Below are 19,931 nucleotides of genomic sequence, written 5' to 3' on the forward strand. Positions count from 1 at the left end.
CCCACAGGGGCGCGCTTGTCGGCCTGACCGCACGCTGCGATCATGACCGGCATGGGGCTGCTACCGGGGATCGGCCATGATGACGCTTGAAGATTTCGAAGAAGCCGAAGGCGAAACCGCCGCCCCGATTGAAATGCTGGAAAGCTATTACGCCGCGCATGGCTGGTCCTACGAGCGCTCCGCCGACGACGAGATCATCGCGACGGTGAAGGGCAGCTGGACCGAATATGAGCTGCGGGGCGTCTGGCGCGACGAAGACCGGGTCCTGCAGTTCCTCGCGCTGCCGGACATCAAGGTGCCGCAAGACAAAAGGGCGGCGCTCTACGAGACGATCGGGCTCGTCAACGAACAACTGTGGCTCGGCCATTTCGAGCTGTGGTCGGCAAGCGGCATCCTGCTGTTCCGCCACGCCGCGCTGCTTGAAGGCGATGAGCCGAGCATGTCGCTGCCGCAGACGGAGAGCATCATCGAGTCCGCGATCGACGAGTGCGAGCGCTACTACCCGGTGTTCCAGTTCGTACTATGGGGCGGCAAATCGCCCCGCGAGGCGATCGCCGCCGCCTTGATCGAAACTCAGGGCGAGGCCTGAGCCTCAGCCCGCCAGCTCGACGCGATTTCGGCCCTGCTGCTTGGCCCGGTAAAGAGCCTGATCTGCCGCCCGCAGCATCGTGCGTCCGGTCTCACCTTCGGAAAGTTCCGCCACCCCGGCCGAGAAGCTGACGCGACCGATCGGCTCGCCCGATTGCTTCGCCACCAGCCGGCGCTCCTCCAGATCGACGCGGACCGTGTCGACGATCTTGTAGGCCTGATCTGCGGTTAGGCCTTCGAACAGCATTACGAACTCCTCGCCGCCATGCCGCGCGACGAAGCAGTTGTTGCCGGACGCGGAGGCTAGGCGCTGGGCGACGAACTTCAGGATGCGGTCGCCGACATCATGGCCGTGCGTGTCGTTGATCTGCTTGAAATGATCGATGTCGCAAAAGGCGAGCGCCAGCGGCTTGGCCGTTTCCCGCGCCTGAATGATCGCCCGGCGCAGACGGTTCTCGAAGGCGCGGCGGTTGGCGAGGCCGGTCAGCTGATCGCTCTCCGCAAGTCGGCGCGCTTCGGCCAGGCTGCCGCGCAGCTGATTCATCTGCTTGCCGGCGTCGCGCAGCTGCTGTTCGGCGGAGCGCGTCTTCTCGATCATCGAGCCGGTAAGCTCGACCAGGGCGGCGATCGTCTCGTCGGGCGATCCGCCCTTCAGGTCGGCGACCTTCGTCTCCAGCGCTTGGCCATAGGCCTTGGCATCGGCTCCCGACTGGCGGGCGAGGCCGGCGATGTGGGTCAGGCCGGACTGCGCCTTGTCGATCAGCCCTGCGAGCATCTCCGCCGACATGTCAGTGCGAACTTCGCTCAGGATCAGTTCCGCCGTTTCGGGCGTCAGCCGACCGAGCCGGGCGATGGCTCTGTCCACCGCCTCGACCAGCTTGCGGTCGACCTTGGTCAGATAGCCATGGACCAGTTCATAGTGCGGCGGCGTCGGCTCGAGCTGATGCGCGTCGAGGAACATGCCGATCTGCTGGAACAGCGACGGCTCCGAGGCATCATTTGCCTCTTCCTTGCCGAACCAGCTGCGCACGGCCTGCGATAACCGCCCACCGCGCTGGCGGGCGTCATCCTGGTGCGGGGTACGCCGGTTCACCCCCGGCTCGGCATCGATTGGAACGGCGCGGGCGGAGGGGACGGGCGTGCTCATGTCGATCTATACGGCAGCAGCGCCGGGTTCTTGAGGGCCGGGTCTAGAAAAAAATGGCAAGGGAACTTGCCGTCTGCGCCCGCCGCTCGCTACGCGCCTGGCATGGACTGGCCCACGGACGCCCCCATCTGGCTGATCGGCTGCGGGAACATGGCAGGCGCCATGCTGCGCCGCTGGCTCGAGGTTGGCCTGCCGCCGTCGGCGATAACGGTGGTGCGGCCGAGCGGCGAGCCTCCCGCGGCCGGTGTCCGGACCTTGACGCAGTTTCCGAAAGGCGAGCCGCCGCCCAGCCTGTTGCTGCTCGGCGTGAAGCCGCAAAAGCTCGACGAAGTGGCGGCGGAGGTTGCCGAGGTCGTCGGCCCGGGGACGATGCTGGTGTCGATTCTCGCCGGAACCAAGCTCGACGCGCTCAGACAACGGTTTCCCGGCGCCGGACCGGTCATTCGCGCAATGCCGAACACACCGGTAGCGCTCGGCCGCGGTGTCGTGCTGCTGCACGGGCCCGCGGGTGAGAGGCGGAACGGGTTGGAGAAGCTGTTCGCCCCCTTGGGATCGAGCGAATGGCTCGCGGACGAGACCCTGTTCGACGCTGCCAGCGCGCTGACCGCCAGCGGCCCGGCCTTCGTGTTCCGCTTTATCGCCGCGCTCGGGTCCGCGGGAGAAGCGCTCGGGATCGATGCGGATCAGGCACTAAGATTGGCGCTGGCCACCACGGACGGCGCAGCGGGATTGGCGCTGGTGTCAGGCGAGCACCCGGATCAGCTTGCGGATCGCGTGGCCAGTGCGGGCGGCATGACCCGCAAGGGGTTGGACGTGCTCGACACGGACCAGGCGCTGACGGCACTGATAGCGAAGACGATCGCGGCCGCCGAGCAACGCGCGCGGGAACTGGGTCAGGAAACGTCTAGCTGAGGCCTTCGAGCACCGACCAGAAGCCGCCGACTGCCTGCTGGCCGGCCTTGGCATAAGCAGAGGCGAGGCGTTCCCGCATCGCCTCGAACAGCTCACCTTCGAGCGCGCGCCCGCTCTCCGTCAGCCGCAGCAGCCGCTGGCGCCGGTCGTCGCGGCCGACCCGTGCTTCCACCAGCCCCCGCTCCAGCAATTCGGTCAGCGTGCGATTGAGGGATTGTTTGGTGACTCCCAGCTTCCCCAGTAGCGCCCCGACGGTCTGGTCGGGCTGGCGGCCAATATAATAGAGCGCCCGCTGGTGCGGCCGGCCGAGGTTCGCTGCAGCCAGGATCGGCGCCACGGCACGTGCGAGTTCGGCCTGACCTGCGAACATCAGTTCGAGCCCGCGGCGCACTTCGGCCTCGCGAAGGAACAGGGCGGATGGGAAGGACGCCATTGCCTTCGCCATGCCATTGGCCCTAGGCGGCGGCAAGCAAGAGGGGACGATGAGCCTGACCTTCGAATACCAGCCCAACCCGACGCCGGTGGCGCCCGGCGAACGAGACGCCATGCTCGCCGATCCCGGTTTCGGACGCGTCTTCACGGACCATATGGCGCTGGTGCGCTATTCGGACGGTAAGGGCTGGCATGACCCGCGCATCCAGCCGCGAGGTCCGATCGCGACCGACCCTGCCACCGCCGTGCTTCATTACGCGCAGGAGATATTCGAAGGCTTGAAAGCCTATCGCCTGCCCGATGGAGGCATAGCCCTGTTCCGGCCCGACGCTAATGCTCGCCGCCTCCAGGACTCCGCGCGCCGCATGGCGATGCCGGAGCTGCCGGAGGAGATTTTCCGCGAGTCGCTGCGCGCGCTGGTTCGCGCCGACAAGGATTGGGTGCCGCGCATTCCCGAGGGCGCTCTCTACCTGCGCCCCTTCGTCATCGCGAGCGAAGTGTTTCTGGGGGTGAAGCCCTCGTCCGAGTATATTTATGCGGTGATCGCCTCGTCAGTTGGCTCCTACTGGAAGGGCGGGGTGAAGGCGGTGACGCTTTGGGTTTCGCGCAACTACACCCGCGCGGCGCCTGGCGGCACTGGCGCGGCCAAGTGCGGCGGCAACTACGCTGCCAGCCTGGTGGCGCTCGCCGAGGCGCAGCGTCAGGGCTGCGACCAAGTCGTGTTCCTCGATGCGGTCGAGCGGCGCTGGATCGAAGAGCTGGGCGGCATGAACGTTTTCTTCGTGTTCGAAGACGGGCGGCTGTGCACGCCCCCGCTCGGCGGCACGATCCTGGCCGGGATCACGCGCGACTCGCTGATCCGCTTGGCCCGCGACCAGGGACTGACGGTCGAGGAGGAACCTTATTCCATCGACCAGTGGCAGGCGGATGCAGCGAGCGGACGGCTCACCGAGGCCTTTGCCTGCGGCACTGCCGCGGTCGTGACGCCGATCGGCCGGGTCAAGGCCGACAATCTCGACTTCACCGTAGGCAGCGGCGGACCGGGCCAGGTCACCGAGAGCTTGCGCCAACAGCTGACCGACATCCAGTTCGGACGCGCGCCCGATCCGCATGGCTGGATGGAACGCATCGTCTAGCGATTAGAGGGTTTTCACCGCATCGGCGGCCGCTATAGAGGCGCCCGCCTGCTGGGGCGTCGCCAAGCGGTAAGGCACCGGTTTTTGGTACCGGCATTCGGAGGTTCGAATCCTCCCGCCCCAGCCAGTTCCTTGATCTTCAGGGCCGTGCCCAGCGGAGCGTCTGCGCCAGCCCCAGCGTGCCGGCGCGGATGAGCGGCTTCAGCGGCGCGGGCGTGGCAAGGCCGTGCATCCGCTGCGCCCACCCGGGCAGCAGGTCGATCGCCGCCTGCATCGTCAGACGCAGCGCCGGCTCGAGCGCACGGCGCTGCGCCGGCGGGTTCAGAACCAGCGCCGACACCTCGCGTGTGCGATCGTCCACCTTGAGCTGCGGCCGCATTGCCGCGATCACCGCCTGAGCTTCGGTGCGGTTGCGCGGAACCGGGTCGGCGCCGAGGGCCGTGCCAAGCACCGCCATCTCCGCGAAATAGCGATCCTGATCCGCCGCGCTCATGCCCGGCTCGGCATAGCGGCGCCAGGCAGCGAGGAAGCTGATGGTCTCTGTCACATGTACCCAGGCGAGCAGTTCGGGATCGTCCGCACGATAGGGGGTGCCGTCCGGCAACGTGCCGCCGACATAGGCGTGGATCGCTCGCACTCGCGCGATCGCGGCCTCGGCGTCCCCGCGTCCGCCATAGCTGGTGAGTGCGATGAACCGGGCGGTTCGGCGGAGCCGGCCATGCATGTCGGTCCGGAAGTTCGAATGGTCCCACACGCCCGCGAGCACGCTAGGGTGGAGCATCTGCAGCAGGAGGCTGGCGATGCCGCCGACCATCATCGACGTGACGTCGCCATGTACGCGCCAGGTGACCGAAGCGGGCCCGAACAGCCCATCATTCTGCCGAACCACCGGGCGTTCGCTCCGTGGGCCATCGTTGAAGATCGCAACCACTTCGCGCGCGATCCGCTCCTTGATCAAGCTGCTGAACGGCAGGTTCGGCAGAGGGAGAGCAAGCATTCGCACCATGACACGCATTTAGTGTCGCCGCGGCTGCTTGCCAGCGCCGCGAGCCGCTGATAAGCGCGCGCTTCCCAAGCCAGGGCCGCTTTAGCTCAGTTGGTAGAGCATCGCATTCGTAATGCGGGGGTCACAGGTTCGAGTCCTGTAAGCGGCACCACTCCCTGAGACGAGGTCGAAATCTTCGTCGCACTGGTTGACGATCTCCGAAGAAGGACTTCGGCTCTGTGCCACTGCGGCAGTGAATGCATCACTCTCTAGCAGCTTTGTGAACACGGCAGAGATTATTGGGTGGCGCTACCCTATGCGGGCGTCAGTTCATCCAGCTTGGCCGCAAGTTCCGAGTTGCGAAACGGTTTGGTCAGGCGCGGCAGGTCGGGGGTGACGCCATCGGCCTCTGCATAGCCGGACACGATCAGAACCGGCAGGTCGGGCCGGGTCTCCCGCAGCTTGCGCGCAAGCTCCGCTCCGCTCATGCCCGGCATCAGATGGTCGGTGATGACGATGTCCGGCTTCGCGCCGGTCTCAACGGCGTGCCAGGCGTCCTCGGCAGAGCCCGCCTCGACCACGTCGAAGCCAAGGTCGATGAGCATCTCGGCGGTGCTCATCCGCACCAGTTCCTCGTCGTCGACAAGCAGGGCCGTGCCGCGGCTGCGGTGGTCCTCCGCAGGTGCCGCGGCGCCCTCCAGCACCTTCACCGGGTCGGCGCTGATCGGCAGCCAGAGTTCGATGCTGGTGCCCTGGCCGGGCGCACTGTCGATTGTCAGCCCGCCGCCAAGCTGGGCGACCAGGCCGTGCACCATGCTGAGGCCCAGACCTGTGCCCTTGCCGATACCCTTGGTGGAGAAGAAGGGCTCCACCGCCCGCGCGCGGGTCGCCTCGTCCATGCCGACGCCGGTGTCGGCCACGCTCAATACGACATAGTCGCCGCGGTCCAGCTTGGCCTCATGCTGCCGACCCACGTTCCGGCGCTTGGCCGCGATCGTTAGTGCGCCGCCCTCCGGCATCGCGTCCCGCGCATTCACAGCGAGATTGAGGAGTGCCATTTCAAGCTGGTTTGGATCTGCGGTGACCGGCGGCAGGTCGGGGCCGAGGTCGACGCGGACGTCGATGGCTGGTCCTAATGTCGAAGCCATCAGGCCAGCCATGCCCTCGACCACCGTGCGAAGGTCGACCGCCATCGGCTGCAGCGGTTGGCGTCGAGCGAAGGCGAGCAGCCGTTGCACCAGCATCCTGGCGCGCTCGCCCGATTGCAGCGCCCCGTCGATCAGACGGCGCTCCCGTTCGCTGCCGATGCCCTTGCGCATCAGCATGTCCAGCGAGCCGATGATCGGCGTCAGCAAATTGTTGAAGTCATGCGCCACCCCGCCCGTCAGCTGGCCCATGGCTTCGAGCTTCTGACTTTGGCGGAGCTGCTCCTCGGCCACGAGCTGTGCCGTCAGGTCGCGGCTGGACCCGATCAGCCGCACAATCTTGCCATCGGCATCGCGGACTGGAACGAGCACCGTGTCCCAATGGCTGGTCCTGCCGTTGAGCTCGAAAGTCTCGCGATATTGGTAGACGCCGCCTTCGGCGATCACCCGGCGATAATGGTCGATCACCGTCGCCGCTACCTCGGGCGGGAGGATGTCGTCCAGCCGCTTCCCCTTCACCTCGTCCAGCGGCAGTCCGATGCTGGCCTGGTGCGCGGGGTTAAGGTCCTCGACCGTGAAGCCGCCATCATCGAGCACGTTGACGACGAACAGCGCCTCGGCCGTATTCTCGAAATAGGCGCGGTAGAGCGCGTCGGCTTCGCGGCGCGCCGCCTCCGCTTCGGCGAGCTGCCGCTGTTCCGTGATTCTTTGGGTCACGTCATAGACGAACTGATAAGCGCCGATCAGCTCGCCTTCGGCGTCGCGCAGCACATTATACTTCATCTCGTAGAAGCGCCGATCACGGCCTGGATCGCCAAACTCGCCGATCTCGGTGAAGCTCTCGCCCGCCAGCGCGCGGCTCCAGACAGCGCGCACCGCGTCGCGATGTTCCGGCTGGTCGCCGAGCACCTCCAGCATGGACTGGCCCACCACTGGCCGGACGCCGAAAATGCGGTCGAACTCGTCGGCGGCGGCCCTGTTGATCGCCAGCCAGCGGAACTCCGCGTCGACGACCTGAACGAAGGCGTCGGTGCCTTCGACAATGTCGGCGAGCAACTTCCTTTCGGCGAGCGCTTCCGCGACCCTGCGCTCCAGCGTCTCGTTCAGCTCACGCAGGCGCTCCTCCACGGCCTTGCGCGCGGTGATGTCGATCACCGTTCCGATCACGCGCAGGCAGCGCGCCGCCGCGCCTGGGCCATCGAACACGCCTCGTCCTTTTGCCGCCACCCAACGGATACGACCGTCTTCCTTCCCGACCGTCCGGTACTCGACGTCGTAGAGAAGCCGAACTGCCGGGTCCGCAGCCGCCGAATAGGCACGGCTGGTCGCCTCGCGGTCTTCCGGATGCAAACCGTCGTAGAAGTCCTGCATCGTAACCGGCACATCGGCCGATATGCCGAACATGGCCTTCGTTCGCGGCGGCCAGATCAGCACGTCGTTGATGACGTCGACGTCCCAAAAGCCGATCTCAGCATTGTCGACGGCGAGTCTCAACCGCTCCTCGCTGACGCGAAGCGCGTCCTCGACCTCGCGACGCTGGTCGATGTCGATGACCGAGCCGATATAGCCCAGAAACTCGCCGTCCGGACCTAGCCGAGGAGAGGCTGCGTCGATCGCCCAGCGGTAGGTGCCGTCGGCCCGCCGCAGCCGATACTCCAGCCGGAACGGCGCCTGCTTGGCGTTGGCGGCGACGAACATATCGCCGGACCAGCCGCGATCATCGGGATGGACGGCATCCAGCCACCCAAAGCCTTCGCCCTCCGCCGCGCTCTGGCCGGTGAACTCGTACCAGGACCGGTTGAGATAGATGCAACGCCCGTCCGGGTCGGTGACCCACATCATCACAGGCGCCTGATCAGCCATGTTGCGGAATCGCGCCTCGCTCTCCTGAAGCGCGAACTCGGCGCTGCGGCGCGTGGTGATGTCGGTGAAAAGGATGGCGACACGACGCGCCTCCGGCTTACCCGTGCGGAAGGCATAGACATCGAACCAGCGGCCGAGCATGTCGGAGCCCTGTTCGAAACGTGCCGGCTCGCCGGTTCGCGCGACCCGGCCGTATGTTTCGTACCAATGCTCTTCGAGCTGTGGCGCCGCCTCGCGTAGCCAGCATCCCAGAATCGCCTCGGGGAAGCCGGTCTGGCGGAAGAAGGCGGGATTGGCCTCCACCACGCGATAGTCGATCCGTCCGCCGAAGGCATCCAGGTCGACCTCGACGACGCAGAATCCGGACTCAATTGTCTCGAACAGCGCACGATATCGCGCCTCGCTCTCCTGCAGTTCAGCGTCGGCGGTTACCCGCGCCGTCACTTCGCCCAGCGGATGGAATATGCCGGCCACATTGCCGGCATCGTCGCGCACCGGCTGAAAGCTGCCGGTGAAGTATCGCTCCTGGGTCGTGCCGTCCGGCTTGCGCAACGGAATGGCGGTTTCGTTTACCGTCACAGTCTCGCCCGCGAAAACACGGTCGAAGGCAGGCCGAAGGAAATCCGCAAAGGCTTCCGGCCAATTCTCGGCTGCAGGCCTGCCGAGCGCCTTTGGGTGCCGCTCCCCAGCGATCGGCACATAGGCGTCGTTGTAGAGCTGGATGCGCTCCGAACCCCACAGGATCGACACCGGCCCCGGCGAGGAGAGCATGAGCTCGACCGCGGTCTTCAGATATTGCGGCCATTGCTCGATCGTCCCGAGCGAAGTCGAGGACCATTCATGCGTCCGGATTCGGGCCGCCATGCCGCCGTCGTCGATCAGGGTATCACAAGCAGCAATGACAGTGTCGATCGAGGACATCCAGGTAACTCGCCCTCTTCTCAGGCGGCCGGACCTCCCCTCCGCGCCGCACATACTGCCCCGGCAACTGACATAAGCGAACGTTAGCAGCCGCGAAAGACGTTTAAGGTGGGGTGAGGCGCGCCGCCATGGCTGCATCATCAGGCGCCGATGGGAACCGGTTCGTTTCAGAAACGATGTTTCGTCCGGAACATCGGAGTAGGACCATGCGGCGGCTAACTACAGCCTTTGTCGGAATCTGCGGCGCGACAGCCCTTGTCGCCGGCACTATCGGACATGCGCAACCGAGAGCCATTTCGCAGAACGAGCGAGCGCAGGGCGACCAGGTTCATCCGCAGCTGCTTCGGCAATATGGCGGCGCTTATGGCGGACCGCAGGCCGCTTATGTGTCGCGGGTCGGCAAGCGGATCGCGGTGCAGTCGGGCCTGTCCAATTCAGAGCGGGACTTTCAGGTCACGCTCCTCAACTCGCCCGTTAACAACGCCTTCGCCATCCCGGGCGGCTATGTGTATGTGACGCGTCAGCTGCTTGCGTTGATGAATGATGAAGCGGAGCTGGCGGCGGTTCTGGGGCACGAAATCGGCCATGTCGCGGCGCGCCACAGCCGGTCGCGCAGCCGCACCTCTACTGGCACCAGCCTGCTCGCGACGCTGCTGGGCGCGGTGACTGGCAGTTCGGCGGTCGGGCAGCTCGCGGGACAAGTCGGCCAGCTCTATACCTTGAGGTTTTCGCGAAAGCAGGAAATCCAGTCGGACGATCTGGGCGTCAGCTATTTGTCCGGGGCGGGTTACGACCCGCTGGCAATGTCGTCAGTGCTGGCGTCACTGGCGGACCAGAACCGACTCGATCAGAGCAGCAGCGGACCGGGCGGCTCCGCTCCGGAATGGGCCAGCACTCATCCCGATCCCGCCAGCCGCGTGCTCCGTGCGAGACAGCGAGCCCAGCAGGTGGGGCGCATGGGCGGCGAGCGCAACCGGGACGCGTTCCTCGCGGCGATCGACGGGATGATCTATGGCGACGATCCGCGCCAGGGCGTGATCGATGGCCGCAGCTTCCGCCATCCCGACCTGCGCATCGCCTTCACGGCGCCGCTGGGCTACACGCTAAGCAACAGCCCGGATGCCGTCCTGATTACCGGGCGCGGCGGTCAGGCACAGCTGTCCACTCTGCCGTTCCGCGGCGATCTCGCCGATTATGTGGATCGCGCCTTTACGGCGCTCAGCCAAAGCGGCCGCGCTCCTGCACCAGCCGTGCAACGCACCCGGGTGAACGGCATGGAGGCGGCCTATGCGACGACGCGGGCGAGCACGGGGCGGCAGGCCGTGGACGCAACCGTCTTTGCGATCGCCACCTCACGGGACAATGCCTATCACTTCCTGCTGGTCACGCCGGCCGGCCAAGGCATCGGACCCTTCGGGCCGCTGATCGACAGCTTCCGCGCGCTTTCGCCCGGTGAGGCCTCTCAAGTGCGCACCCGTGTCATCGACGTGCGGACGGTCCGTCCTGGAGACACGCCCGAACGCCTGGCGCAGGACATGGCGTATGAAGATCTGAAACTGCAGCGTTTCCTCGTGCTGAACGGCTTTTCGGGCAACGCAGCGCTCCGCGCCGGTGAGAAGGTGAAATTGGTCGTCTGGCGGCGCTAAGTCACGCCATCGGAGCCCTGCCAACGGAAGCGGCTCTGGTCAAAGATGAGCAGTGCGGGCAAGCTTGAGCCCATGACCGAACCCGTGCTGAGCGCCCGCGACGGCGCAATCCTGACCGTCACGCCGAACCTGCCGGACAAGCGCAACCCCATTTCCGATCCGGCGGTGATCGAGGCGCTAGAGGCGATCCTTACCGATGCGGACGAGGATATCAGCGTGCGCGCGGTGATCCTGACTGGCGCCGGCTCGGCCTTTTCCTCGGGCGGCGATCTGAAGGCGATGAAGTCGGGCGCGGGGCTCCGCGCATCGCTGCCGGCACAGACGCGCCGCAACTACCGCGCCGGCATCCAGCGGTTGCCCCTGCTGTTCCAAGCGCTCGAAGTGCCGGTTATCGCGGCCATCAACGGACCGGCGATCGGCGCCGGGCTGGACCTGGCCTGTATGTGCGACGTGAGGATCGCCTCGAAAGCCGCTGTCTTTGCAGAAAGTTTCGTCAAGGTTGGCATCGTGCCCGGAGATGGCGGCGCCTGGCTGCTGCCGCGCATCATCGGCTTCTCGCGGGCCACGGAGCTGGCGCTGACCGGGGAGACCTTCGGTGCCGACGAGGCGCTCGCCATGGGGTTGGTCTCGCGCGTGGTGGAGCCGGATGCCCTGCTCACTACCGCCCGTGAGGTAGCCGACAAAATCGCGGCCAATCCGCCGCATGCAGTGCGGATGACCAAGCGGCTGCTGCGCGAGGGGCAGACTGCGACTCTCGCCAACATCCTCGAAATGTCCGCGGCAATGCAGTCGCTGGCGCACGCCACGCGCGACAATGACGAAGCGATCGACGCGTTCCTGGAGAAGCGGGCGCCGCGCTTCACCGGCGAATAGATGTTCGACCAGCTCGCTTTCGCCGAAATCCCGCACGAAGACGAAGCGTTTCGTGCCCGGATTCGCCGGCTGATCGAAGATCATGTGCTGGATCGCCCCGTCAGCAAACGCGTCCGCTCCTGGATCGGCGTGGATACCGCTTTCAGCCGGGCGCTTGCCGAAGCGGGCCTGCTGGGGCTGACTCTGCCGGAGCGATATGGCGGCGGGGGGAGAGGGCCGTTCGCCCGCTATGTCGTGGTGGAGGAACTGCTCGCGGCTGGCGCGCCGGTCGGGCTGCACTGGATCGCCGACCGGCAGAGCGCGCAAGTGATCCTCGGCTTCGGCAGCGAGGCGCAGAAGAGCTTCTACCTGCCGCGCATCTGCCGGGGCGAGATTTTCTTCTGCATCGGCATGAGCGAGCCGGGCGCGGGATCCGACCTCGCTTCGGTCCGCAGCCGGGCGGAGCGGGGCGAAGGCGGCTGGCAGCTGACGGGGCAGAAGATCTGGACCACCGGCGCCCATCTTTCCGATTATATGATCGCGCTGGTGCGCACCTCCGGCTGTCCCGAGGACCGGCAGAAGGGGCTATCGCAGTTCATCGTCGACCTGCGTGCTCCGGGCGTGACGATCCGCGGTATCGAGGATGCGACCGGCCATCGCGACTTCAACGAGGTGTTCTTCGACGACGTGCAGCTGAGCGACGACGCGCTGCTCGGCGACGAGGGGGCGGGCTGGGCCCAGGTCAACGCCGAGCTCGCCTTCGAGCGCAGCGGTCCGGAACGCATCTGGTCGAGTTCGGTGCTGTTCGACGCGTGGATCGATCATCTGCGCCGGGTCGGCGCGTCCAGCGCGCGGGTGGAGCGGGTCGGCGGACTGACCGCGCAGCTGGCGGCGCTTCGTGCCATGTCGATCGCAGTGACGGCGCGGCTTGCCGCCGGCGAGCAGCCGGTGATCGAGGCATCGCTGCTGAAGGATCTCGGCACCGGCTTCGAGCAGAAGGTTCCGGAGGTGATCGCCGACGATCTCGGCAGCCATCCCGAAGAGGAGGCCGCTCCCGATCTCAGAACCGCCCTCATACATGCATTGGCGCTCGCACCCGCTTACTCGCTGCGAGGCGGCACGCGCGAGATCCTGCGCGGCATCATCGCCCGGGGCTTGGGGCTGCGCTGATGGATTTGGTTGCGTCATTCGAACGGATCGCAGCCGCGCATTCCCCTGATCAAGCGATGCTAGCGCTCGACGAGGCCGGGTTTCTCGATGCTCTGACGGAACTGAGTTTGAGCGAAGTCGAGCCCCTCCTCCGCGCTGCTGGACGCCACGGCATCGCGGGCATCGGCGAAGCAATGGCCGCACGCCTTACAAACGCGCCCGGCAGGCCGCTGCTCGCGGTTCTTGCCGCGATCGAAATGGCCGGCATTGGCGAGCGGTTGCTGGAGATGAGCGTCGAGCATGCCAATCAGCGTAGCCAGTTCGGCAAGCCGATCGGCCGCTTCCAGGCGGTCCAGCAGCAACTGGCATTGATGGCCGAACAAGTGGTGCTGGTGCGGATCGCCGCTCAGGGCGCCTGCCGCTACGGCGTCGCGCCGCCAGTATCCGCCGCCGCCATCGCGAAGTCGGTTGCGAGCACCGCCGCCCCAACCATCGCCGGCATCGCGCACGCGGTGCATGGGGCGATCGGCATCACCGCCGAGTTTCCGCTGCACCGACTCACGGCAAGGCTCCATGCTCTGCGCATGGCGCATGGATCGGAAGGCTATTGGAACGCAAAGCTGGGTGCCGAGCGAGTGGCGTTTGGCAGCGACACGCTGTCCTTCCTGCGATCGCTTTAGCCGATCAGTCCATCGTCGTGCAGCCGCCCAATCTCGGCAGCGGACAAGCCGAGCCGCTCAGCGAGCACTTCCTCCGTGTGCGCCCCGAGCTGGGGTGCTGACCGTGGCGGCGCCCGCGGCTCCGACAGGAAGGCGCTCGCCGCAGGGTAACACTCGCCGCTCGGATTGGCCGCTGACCCGAACAGAGGATTGGCGGTGACCAGAGCGGGATCGTGTGCGGCCTCGGCGACGCTTTGGTAACCGCCAAAACAGCAGCCGTGGCTTTCCAGTGCGGGGATCAGCTCGCCCGAAGTGCGCCGCGCGAGCGATGCCTCTATTAGAGGGAAGAGAGCGTCGCGGTGCGCGAAACGAAGGCCCTCGTCCACCGCGAAGCTCACGCGTCGCTCTGCTTCTACCCTGGCCACGGCCTCACCGAGCCCGAGCACCGCAACCAGCCCCGACCATTGTTTGGGCGTGATCGCCATCAGCATCAGCCGCTTGCCATCGGCCGTCACGAAGTCGCGCCCGAACGCGCCGAACACGTCATTGCCGAGGCGCGGGCGCGGCGCGGTGACAAGCGCCTCGGCAATCATACCCAGATTGGCGATGCTACCGGTGGCAACGTCCTGGAGCGGGATGCGGTATTCGCCTCCCGAGCCGCTCGCGGCGCGGTGCTGCACGGCCGCGAGCATCGTGAAGGCGGCATAGGCGCCCGTCAGCAGGTCCCAGGCGGGGAGCACATGATTGACCGGAGTGTCGCCGAGTTCCGCCGGTCCCGTGATCTGCGGAATGCCGACTGCGGCGTTGACGGTGTAGTCGAGCGCCGGACCGCCTTGCGCAGTGCCCATGACTCGGACGGTGATGAGTTCGGAGCGCCGCTTTGCCAGGGCCGCATGCGCCAGGAAGCCGTCAACAGGATAGTTGGTTAGGAATTGCCCCGTCGACGCGGCGAGCGCCTGCATCAGCTCGCGCCCTTCGGGTCGCGCCAGGTCGAGCGCGACCGACTTCTTGCCGCGGTTGAGGTTCTCCCAATAGAGGCTCGCCCCATTGGGCGCCTGCGGCCAGCGGCGAAAGTCGGGACCGCCGCCGATCTGGTCGATCCGGATCACCTCTGCGCCGAGCTGGGCGAGATAGAGGCCGGCGGTCGGCGAAGCGACGAAGGAGGACGCCTCGACGACCGCGAGGCCGGACAGCAGCCCCGCCACTCAATATTTGATCATGATGTGCCGGGCGGCGGCAGGTGAGAGCTCGCTCACCACCCGCAGCAGCTTGGTTGCGCCGATGAATGCCTCCGCCTTGTTCGTCTCGATCGCACGAACGATCTCGGCCGCGCAGTCTGCGGGCGCCATCTTCTTGCGCGGGTTCTCGGCGGTCATGCGCGTGTCCACCACTGGGGGCAGCGCTTCGATGACCGTGATGCGCGTGTCCTTCAGTTGGTGCCGGAGCGCCTGGGTGAAGCTGCGCAGCCCGGCCTTGGTCGCGCAATAGACCGGACCGCCGGCGCGCGGGGCGATCGCCAGGCCGGAGGTCACGTTCACGATTGCCGCTTCCGGTCGCTCGCGCAGCGTCGGCAAGAAGGCCGCGATCAGGTGCATCGGCGCGTTCAGGTTGAGGAAGATCGCCTGATCCGTCTTGTCGAGGTCGAAGTCGGTGAGCAGGTCGGACGGGCCGCCCATGCCGGCATTGTTGACGAGCATGTCGATGGGAGCGCCGCCAATCTCCTCAACGAGGTGGTCGCAGCCCTGTTTGGTCGACAGGTCGGCCTTAACGGTCTCGAAACCTTCGTCCCGAGCCGAGGCGAGCCGGCCGGGATCGCGGCCCACGGCGATCACCGTCGCGCCTTTTGCCCTGAGCTGCCGGGCGATCTCGAGGCCGATCCCGTCCGTGCCGCCGGTGACCAGCGCGGTCTTGCCCGCGATCCTCATTTAGGCTTCCGGAACTTGAAGACGAACTGGTCGGTCTTGCCGCGGATTTCGGGCGCGAACACGTTGGTGGTGTGCGGGTCGTCGGTGCGGCGGAGGATGTCGAGCGATCCGTCGAACACGAATCCCGCGGCCTCGATCTCCTTCCGCGCCGCGTCGGGATCGATCCGGTGGAGTGTGTCGGGCACCTTGAAGTCAGGGTCGGCGTTGGCGACGTGGTCAACGACCAGCAGCACGCCGCCCGGCTTCAGCGAATCGTACAGCTTCTTCGCGACGACGCCGGCAAAGCCCGGCGGCGCGATCTTCAGGTGCAGGTCGTGGTAGTTCTGCACGGTGATGATTGCGTCCAGCGGCTCGGCGAAGCTGAAGCTGGCGAGCGATGGACGCAGCGGCGTCACGTTGGCCAGGCCTTTCACGGCCTCGTCCTGTTCGGTGCCATAGGCGGCGCGGAAGCCGATGAACTCGGCTGGCTGATAGGCGTAGACGCGGCCGTTTGATCCGACGAGTCCGGCCAGGATCTTGGTCCAATAGCCACCGCCCATGATGAAGTCGGCAACCTTGTCCCCCCGCTTTATGCCGGAGAAGGCGAGAAGCTCGCCTGCCTTGCGGTTGGCATCACGGGCTCTGTCGGCGTCCGGCCGAGCAGGATTGGCGAGCGCCTGCTGGATGGCCGGCGTGACGGTCTGCGCGGCGGCGGGCGCGGCGAGCGCCAGGGCGATGGCGGTGGCGATCAGCTTCATGATGTCCTCCCCTATTCGCCGCGATTGTCCGGCGGCGCGGCAATGCCTAACTGTGCCACCCCATGTCCCGTCCGCAAAGCCCCGATCGGTTCAACGAGGAGACCGCCACCTACAGCGTGCGCGGGGCCGATGCGCCGGACCTGGAGCAGGGCGTCGCCGCGATCCGCAACGTGCTGAAAACCTTGCCGGTGCGGCCGGGCGTCTACCGGATGCAGGACGCGCGCGGCGATGTGCTTTATGTCGGCAAGGCGCGGGCGCTGCGGAACCGGGTGACCAACTACACCCAGGTCTCGCGCCTTTCGAAGCGGCTGCAGCGCATGGTCGCGCAGACCCGGTCGATGACGATCGTGACGACCAACAACGAGGCCGAGGCGCTGCTGCTCGAAGCGCAGCTGATCAAGCGTTACCGCCCGCCCTACAATGTGCTGCTGCGCGACGATAAGAGCTTCCCCTATATCCTGCTCCGCTCCGATCACGCCTATCCCCGCGTGCAGAAGCATCGCGGGGCGCAGAAGATCAAAGGCAATTATTACGGCCCCTTCGCCAGCGCCGGATCGGTGACCCGCACGCTCAATGCGTTGCAGAAACTCTTCCTGCTAAGGTCCTGTTCTGACAGCTTCTTCGCCAATCGATCGCGGCCATGCCTGCTCTACCAGATCAAGCGCTGCTCCGCGCCCTGCGTCGGCCGGATCGACGAATCCGGCTATGCCGAGCTGGTCGGCGATGCGAAGGCGTTCCTGGCCGGAAAGTCGACGCAGGTGCAGGCGAAGCTGGGCGCCGCGATGCAGGCAGCGGCCGAGAATATGGATTTCGAGCTCGCCGCGGTGTTTCGCGACCGGCTGAAGGCGCTCACCTTCATCCAGGGCACACAGGCGATCAACGCGGAGGGCGTCGGCGACGCCGATGTCTTCGCGCTCGCCTGCAAGGCCGGCACGATGTGCATCCAGGGTTTCTTCATCCGCGGCGGTCAGAATTGGGGCCATCGCAGCTTTTTCCCGACCCACACCGAGGACTCGTCCGAAGAGGAAGTGCTCGCCGCCTTCCTGATGCAATTCTATGAGGAAGTGACGCCGCCCCGTTCGATCCTGCTCGACCGCGCACTGGCCGAAGGCGATCTGATCGCCGAAGCGCTTGCCGAACAGGCGAAGGGCAGGGTTGCCATCACCAACGCCCATCGTGGCGACCGGCGGCGGCTGATCGAACAGGCCAAGCGCAATGCCGAGGAAGCGCTGGACCGCCGGCTGGCGGAGAGTACGACCCAGGCCAAGGTGCTGCGCGAACTCGCCGACCTGTTCGAACTCGATGGGCCGCCCGATCGCATCGAGGTGTTCGACAACTCGCACATCATGGGCACCAATGCGCTTGGCGCGATGATCGTTGCTGGACCAGAGGGCTTCCGCAAGAATAGCTATCGCAAGTTCAACATCAAGCGGCCGGAAACCGCGCCGGGCGACGACTTCGCGATGATGCGCGAAGTGTTCGAGCGGCGCTTCGGGCGCGCGAAGAACGAAGATCCGGAGCGGGAGGGCGGCGACTGGCCCGATCTGGTGCTGATTGACGGCGGGCGCGGGCAGCTCAACGCGGCTGCGAAAACGCTGGACGAAATCGGCGTCGAGGATGTCGCGCTAGTCGGCGTAGCCAAAGGTCCGCATCACGGCCGCGAGGGCAGGGAGGTGTTCCACCTGCTCGACGGCCGCGAAATCACCCTGCCGCCCAACTCGCCCTTGCTCTTCTACCTTCAGCGGCTGCGTGACGAAGCACACCGGTTCGCGATCGGCGCGCATCGGCAGAAGCGCGCCAAAGCGATCGGCGTCAGCTCGCTGGACGAGGTGCCCGGCATTGGCCCCGCGCGGAAGAAAGCGCTGCTGATGCATTTCGGCACCGCCAAGGCCGTGCGGGCGGCGTCCTTAGAGGACCTCGCCAAAGCGCCGGGCGTAAGCCGGTCGGTCGCGCAGCAGGTCTACGACTTTTACCATGCGCGGTAGCTCGAAGGAGCGCCCTTCGACTATGCGCTGCGCGCTTCGCTCAGGACGAGCGAAATGAATTGGACCGCTCGTCCCGAGCGAAGTCGAGGGGCGCCTGCTCCATGCTGATCTCCACTTCCGCTCTGGTCCTCGCCGTCCGCGCCCATGGTGAGCATGGCGCGATCCTGCGCGCGCTGACGCCGCGCAATGGCCTGCAAGCCGGCTATGTCCGCGGCGGCCGTTCGCGGCGGCTGCGGCCGATCTTGCAAGCGGGCAATCTGATCCAGGCCGAGTTCCGGGCGCGGGTGGAAGAGCAACTCGCCGCCGCTACGGTGGAACTGGTGCACAGCCGAGCTCCCTTGCTGTCCGAGCCGCTGCCAGCGGCTGCAATCGAGTGGGTTTGCGCGTTGACGGCGGTGACGCTGCCGGAGGGGCAGCCTTATCCCAATCTCTATGAAGGGCTGTCGGGCCTGCTTGGCGCCATCGAACATGCGCCAAGCGCGCGGGGCTGGATGGACGGGCTCATTCGCTTCGAAGCACTGCTGCTGGCGGAGCTGGGCTATGGCGTCGGCGCCCCGAATCTCGACCGCAATGCTCGTGCCCTCGAAACGCACTTGTTCGCTGGCCGGAAGGTCGATGTGCTCGCCGCCCGGGAGCGGCTGGTGCAAAGATTGAAACGCTTATCACCGTCACCCCGAGCTTGACCCGGGGGCCCGCTTTGGCTCCAGAGCCAGGAGAAGCGGGATGCCGGCTCGAGGCCGGGATGACGGATAGGGGTGAGCATGTTGATCGCAGTTCTACCGGGTGACGGTATCGGTCCTGAGGTAGCCGCCGAGGCTCTGCGCGTCCTGCAGGCACTCGATCTCGACCTGACTTTCGAGGAGGCGCCCGTCGGCGGCGCGGCGTATAAGGCGCATGGCCACCCGCTCCCGCCTGGAACACTCGATCTCGCCCGGCACGCCGACGCCATCCTGTTTGGCGCGGTCGGCGATCCGGACTGCGACGCGCTTGAACGCGCGCTGAGGCCGGAGCAGGCGATTCTCGGCCTGCGGCGGGAACTCGGCCTTTTCGCCAACCTGCGTCCGGCCAAGGCGTTTCCGGAGTTGCTCGGCGCCTCGGCGCTGAAGCCGGAGATTGCCGCCGGAATCGACCTGATGATCGTGCGCGAACTGACCGGCGACGTATATTTCGGCACGCCCCGCGGCCGCCGCTCGACCGACGTCGGGCTGCGCGAAGGCTATGACACCATGCGCTATGACGAGGCCGAAGTATCGCGGATCGCGCGGCTCGGTTTCGAGACGGCGCGGAAGCGCAAAGGGCGGCTCTGCTCGGTCGACAAGGCCAATGTGCTGGAAACGTCGCAGCTGTGGCGCGATGTCGTGATCGAGACGTCCACCGACTATCCGGACGTGGCGCTCACCCACATGTATGTCGACAATGCCGCGATGCAGCTGGTGCGCGATCCGGGCGCGTTCGACGTGATCGTCACCGGTAACCTGTTCGGCGATATCCTGTCGGATCAGGCGTCAATGTGCGTCGGATCGATCGGGCTGCTGCCCTCGGCCTCGCTCGATGCAGCCGGCAAGGGGCTGTACGAGCCTATCCACGGCAGCGCGCCGGACATCGCGGGCAAAGGCAAGGCCAACCCGCTGGCGACGATCCTCTCCGCCGCGATGATGCTGCGCTATTCGCTTGGGGAGCCGGAAGCGGCGGACCGGATCGAGAAGGCAGTCGCGACTGCGCTGGCGGGGGGCGCCCGCACTGCCGATCTCGGCGGCAGCCTGAGCACATCGGAGATGGGCGACCGGGTGCTAGCGGCATTGTGACCGTGACATCCCCCGACCGTTCGCTTCGAGCGCAGCCGAGAAGC

Annotated in this window: 17 protein-coding genes and 2 tRNA genes; 12 read left to right on the forward strand and 7 right to left on the reverse strand. The window is 66.4% G+C overall.

The window, feature by feature from the left end:
* The first annotated feature begins 79 nt into the window (after window positions 1-79).
* On the forward strand, window positions 80-589 hold the full coding sequence (locus tag VGT77_RS11710; RefSeq protein ID WP_327462962.1) for a YbjN domain-containing protein: 510 nt from the start codon (window positions 80-82) through the stop codon (window positions 587-589).
* A 3-nt stretch (window positions 590-592) separates the two neighbouring features.
* Here VGT77_RS11710 and VGT77_RS11715 read toward each other — a convergent pair whose 3' ends face one another.
* Window positions 593-1,735 (reverse strand): GGDEF domain-containing protein, encoded by a 1,143-nt coding sequence (locus VGT77_RS11715; protein WP_327462763.1) that lies wholly within the window; start codon window positions 1,733-1,735, stop codon window positions 593-595.
* Window positions 1,736-1,837: 102 nt separating this feature from the next.
* Here VGT77_RS11715 and VGT77_RS11720 point away from each other — a divergent pair, with 102 nt between their 5' ends.
* Complete coding sequence (locus tag VGT77_RS11720) at window positions 1,838-2,647, forward strand: pyrroline-5-carboxylate reductase (protein WP_327462765.1); 810 nt, start codon at window positions 1,838-1,840, stop codon at window positions 2,645-2,647.
* Here the strand turns inward: VGT77_RS11720 and VGT77_RS11725 are convergent.
* A complete protein-coding gene (locus tag VGT77_RS11725) occupies window positions 2,640-3,092 on the reverse strand; it encodes a MarR family winged helix-turn-helix transcriptional regulator (RefSeq protein WP_327462767.1) in 453 nt (150 codons plus the stop codon). The two genes, VGT77_RS11720 and VGT77_RS11725, sit on opposite strands and share 8 nt — an antisense overlap.
* A 37-nt stretch (window positions 3,093-3,129) precedes the next feature.
* On the opposite strand from VGT77_RS11725, the gene VGT77_RS11730 reads away from it, so the two are divergent.
* Window positions 3,130-4,215, forward strand: a complete 1,086-nt coding sequence (locus VGT77_RS11730; RefSeq protein WP_414713399.1) for a branched-chain amino acid aminotransferase — start codon at window positions 3,130-3,132, stop codon at window positions 4,213-4,215.
* A 52-nt stretch (window positions 4,216-4,267) separates the two neighbouring features.
* Window positions 4,268-4,342, forward strand: a tRNA-Gln gene (locus tag VGT77_RS11735).
* Window positions 4,343-4,354: 12 nt separating this feature from the next.
* Here the strand turns inward: VGT77_RS11735 and VGT77_RS11740 are convergent.
* Window positions 4,355-5,221 carry an oxygenase MpaB family protein gene (locus VGT77_RS11740; protein WP_327462771.1) on the reverse strand — a complete coding sequence of 289 codons (867 nt, stop codon included), beginning with the start codon at window positions 5,219-5,221 and terminating at the stop codon, window positions 4,355-4,357.
* Window positions 5,222-5,296: 75 nt separating this feature from the next.
* Between VGT77_RS11740 and VGT77_RS11745 the strand changes: the two genes are divergently transcribed.
* Window positions 5,297-5,372: transfer RNA gene (locus VGT77_RS11745), tRNA-Thr, on the forward strand.
* A gap of 142 nt (window positions 5,373-5,514) precedes the next feature.
* Here VGT77_RS11745 and VGT77_RS11750 read toward each other — a convergent pair.
* The gene (locus VGT77_RS11750; protein WP_327462773.1) at window positions 5,515-9,129 is read right to left on the reverse strand and encodes a PAS domain S-box protein; all 3,615 of its coding nucleotides are present in this window, start codon (window positions 9,127-9,129) and stop codon (window positions 5,515-5,517) included.
* A 206-nt stretch (window positions 9,130-9,335) separates the two neighbouring features.
* Between VGT77_RS11750 and VGT77_RS11755 the strand changes: the two genes are divergently transcribed.
* The 4 genes from VGT77_RS11755 to VGT77_RS11770 all read left to right on the forward strand — a co-directional run bounded on the left by VGT77_RS11755 (window position 9,336) and on the right by VGT77_RS11770 (window position 13,456).
* On the forward strand, window positions 9,336-10,775 hold the full coding sequence (locus tag VGT77_RS11755; protein ID WP_327462775.1) for a M48 family metalloprotease: 1,440 nt from the start codon (window positions 9,336-9,338) through the stop codon (window positions 10,773-10,775).
* A 72-nt stretch (window positions 10,776-10,847) separates the two neighbouring features.
* Entirely contained in the window at window positions 10,848-11,648 is an 801-nt protein-coding gene (locus tag VGT77_RS11760) for a crotonase/enoyl-CoA hydratase family protein (RefSeq protein ID WP_327462777.1), read from the forward strand.
* Window positions 11,649-12,797 (forward strand): acyl-CoA dehydrogenase family protein, encoded by a 1,149-nt coding sequence (locus VGT77_RS11765; protein WP_327462779.1) that lies wholly within the window; start codon window positions 11,649-11,651, stop codon window positions 12,795-12,797.
* A 56-nt stretch (window positions 12,798-12,853) separates the two neighbouring features.
* A complete protein-coding gene (locus tag VGT77_RS11770; protein WP_327462781.1) occupies window positions 12,854-13,456 on the forward strand; it encodes an acyl-CoA dehydrogenase family protein in 603 nt (200 codons plus the stop codon).
* Here the strand turns inward: VGT77_RS11770 and VGT77_RS11775 are convergent.
* The 3 genes from VGT77_RS11775 to VGT77_RS11785 are packed head-to-tail and all read right to left on the reverse strand — an operon-like array spanning window position 13,453 to window position 16,097.
* Complete coding sequence (locus VGT77_RS11775; protein ID WP_327462783.1) at window positions 13,453-14,640, reverse strand: CoA transferase; 1,188 nt, start codon at window positions 14,638-14,640, stop codon at window positions 13,453-13,455. The two genes, VGT77_RS11770 and VGT77_RS11775, sit on opposite strands and share 4 nt — an antisense overlap.
* On the reverse strand, window positions 14,641-15,360 hold the full coding sequence (locus VGT77_RS11780) for an SDR family oxidoreductase (protein WP_327462785.1): 720 nt from the start codon (window positions 15,358-15,360) through the stop codon (window positions 14,641-14,643).
* Window positions 15,357-16,097, reverse strand: a complete 741-nt coding sequence (locus VGT77_RS11785) for a methyltransferase (RefSeq protein WP_327462787.1) — start codon at window positions 16,095-16,097, stop codon at window positions 15,357-15,359. Before VGT77_RS11785 ends, VGT77_RS11780 begins: the two co-directional genes overlap by 4 nt.
* 62 nt (window positions 16,098-16,159) lie before the next feature.
* Between VGT77_RS11785 and uvrC the strand changes: the two genes are divergently transcribed.
* The 3 genes from uvrC to leuB all read left to right on the forward strand — a co-directional run bounded on the left by uvrC (window position 16,160) and on the right by leuB (window position 19,887).
* Window positions 16,160-18,082: an excinuclease ABC subunit UvrC gene (gene uvrC, locus VGT77_RS11790; RefSeq protein ID WP_327462789.1), complete on the forward strand. Its 1,923-nt coding sequence runs from the start codon at window positions 16,160-16,162 to the stop codon at window positions 18,080-18,082.
* A 101-nt stretch (window positions 18,083-18,183) separates the two neighbouring features.
* Window positions 18,184-18,765 (forward strand): DNA repair protein RecO, encoded by a 582-nt coding sequence (gene recO, locus VGT77_RS11795; RefSeq protein WP_414713393.1) that lies wholly within the window; start codon window positions 18,184-18,186, stop codon window positions 18,763-18,765.
* Window positions 18,766-18,843: 78 nt separating this feature from the next.
* Entirely contained in the window at window positions 18,844-19,887 is a 1,044-nt protein-coding gene (gene leuB / locus VGT77_RS11800) for a 3-isopropylmalate dehydrogenase (protein ID WP_327462791.1), read from the forward strand.
* Window positions 19,888-19,931: the final 44 nt, after the last annotated feature.

Source organism: Sphingomonas sp., from assembly GCF_035944535.1.
In the GTDB taxonomy this organism is placed as follows: domain Bacteria; phylum Pseudomonadota; class Alphaproteobacteria; order Sphingomonadales; family Sphingomonadaceae; genus Sphingomonas_B.

Excerpts from the sequence above, each read along its gene's own strand:
- recO (WP_414713393.1), top strand. The coding sequence starts at position 18,184 with ATGCTGATCTCCACTTCCGCTCTGGTCCTCGCCGTCCGCGCCCATGGT.
- VGT77_RS11750 (WP_327462773.1), bottom strand. The coding sequence starts at position 9,129 with ATGTCCTCGATCGACACTGTCATTGCTGCTTGTGATACCCTGATCGAC.
- VGT77_RS11770 (WP_327462781.1), top strand. The coding sequence starts at position 12,854 with ATGCTAGCGCTCGACGAGGCCGGGTTTCTCGATGCTCTGACGGAACTG.
- VGT77_RS11765 (WP_327462779.1), top strand. The coding sequence starts at position 11,649 with ATGTTCGACCAGCTCGCTTTCGCCGAAATCCCGCACGAAGACGAAGCG.
- VGT77_RS11780 (WP_327462785.1), bottom strand. The coding sequence starts at position 15,360 with ATGAGGATCGCGGGCAAGACCGCGCTGGTCACCGGCGGCACGGACGGG.
- uvrC (WP_327462789.1), top strand. The coding sequence starts at position 16,160 with ATGTCCCGTCCGCAAAGCCCCGATCGGTTCAACGAGGAGACCGCCACC.
- VGT77_RS11760 (WP_327462777.1), top strand. The coding sequence starts at position 10,848 with ATGACCGAACCCGTGCTGAGCGCCCGCGACGGCGCAATCCTGACCGTC.
- VGT77_RS11740 (WP_327462771.1), bottom strand. The coding sequence starts at position 5,221 with ATGGTGCGAATGCTTGCTCTCCCTCTGCCGAACCTGCCGTTCAGCAGC.
- VGT77_RS11725 (WP_327462767.1), bottom strand. The coding sequence starts at position 3,092 with ATGGCGAAGGCAATGGCGTCCTTCCCATCCGCCCTGTTCCTTCGCGAG.
- VGT77_RS11785 (WP_327462787.1), bottom strand. The coding sequence starts at position 16,097 with ATGAAGCTGATCGCCACCGCCATCGCCCTGGCGCTCGCCGCGCCCGCC.
- VGT77_RS11710 (WP_327462962.1), top strand. The coding sequence starts at position 80 with ATGACGCTTGAAGATTTCGAAGAAGCCGAAGGCGAAACCGCCGCCCCG.
- leuB (WP_327462791.1), top strand. The coding sequence starts at position 18,844 with ATGTTGATCGCAGTTCTACCGGGTGACGGTATCGGTCCTGAGGTAGCC.
- VGT77_RS11720 (WP_327462765.1), top strand. The coding sequence starts at position 1,838 with ATGGACTGGCCCACGGACGCCCCCATCTGGCTGATCGGCTGCGGGAAC.
- VGT77_RS11755 (WP_327462775.1), top strand. The coding sequence starts at position 9,336 with ATGCGGCGGCTAACTACAGCCTTTGTCGGAATCTGCGGCGCGACAGCC.
- VGT77_RS11730 (WP_414713399.1), top strand. The coding sequence starts at position 3,130 with ATGAGCCTGACCTTCGAATACCAGCCCAACCCGACGCCGGTGGCGCCC.
- VGT77_RS11715 (WP_327462763.1), bottom strand. The coding sequence starts at position 1,735 with ATGAGCACGCCCGTCCCCTCCGCCCGCGCCGTTCCAATCGATGCCGAG.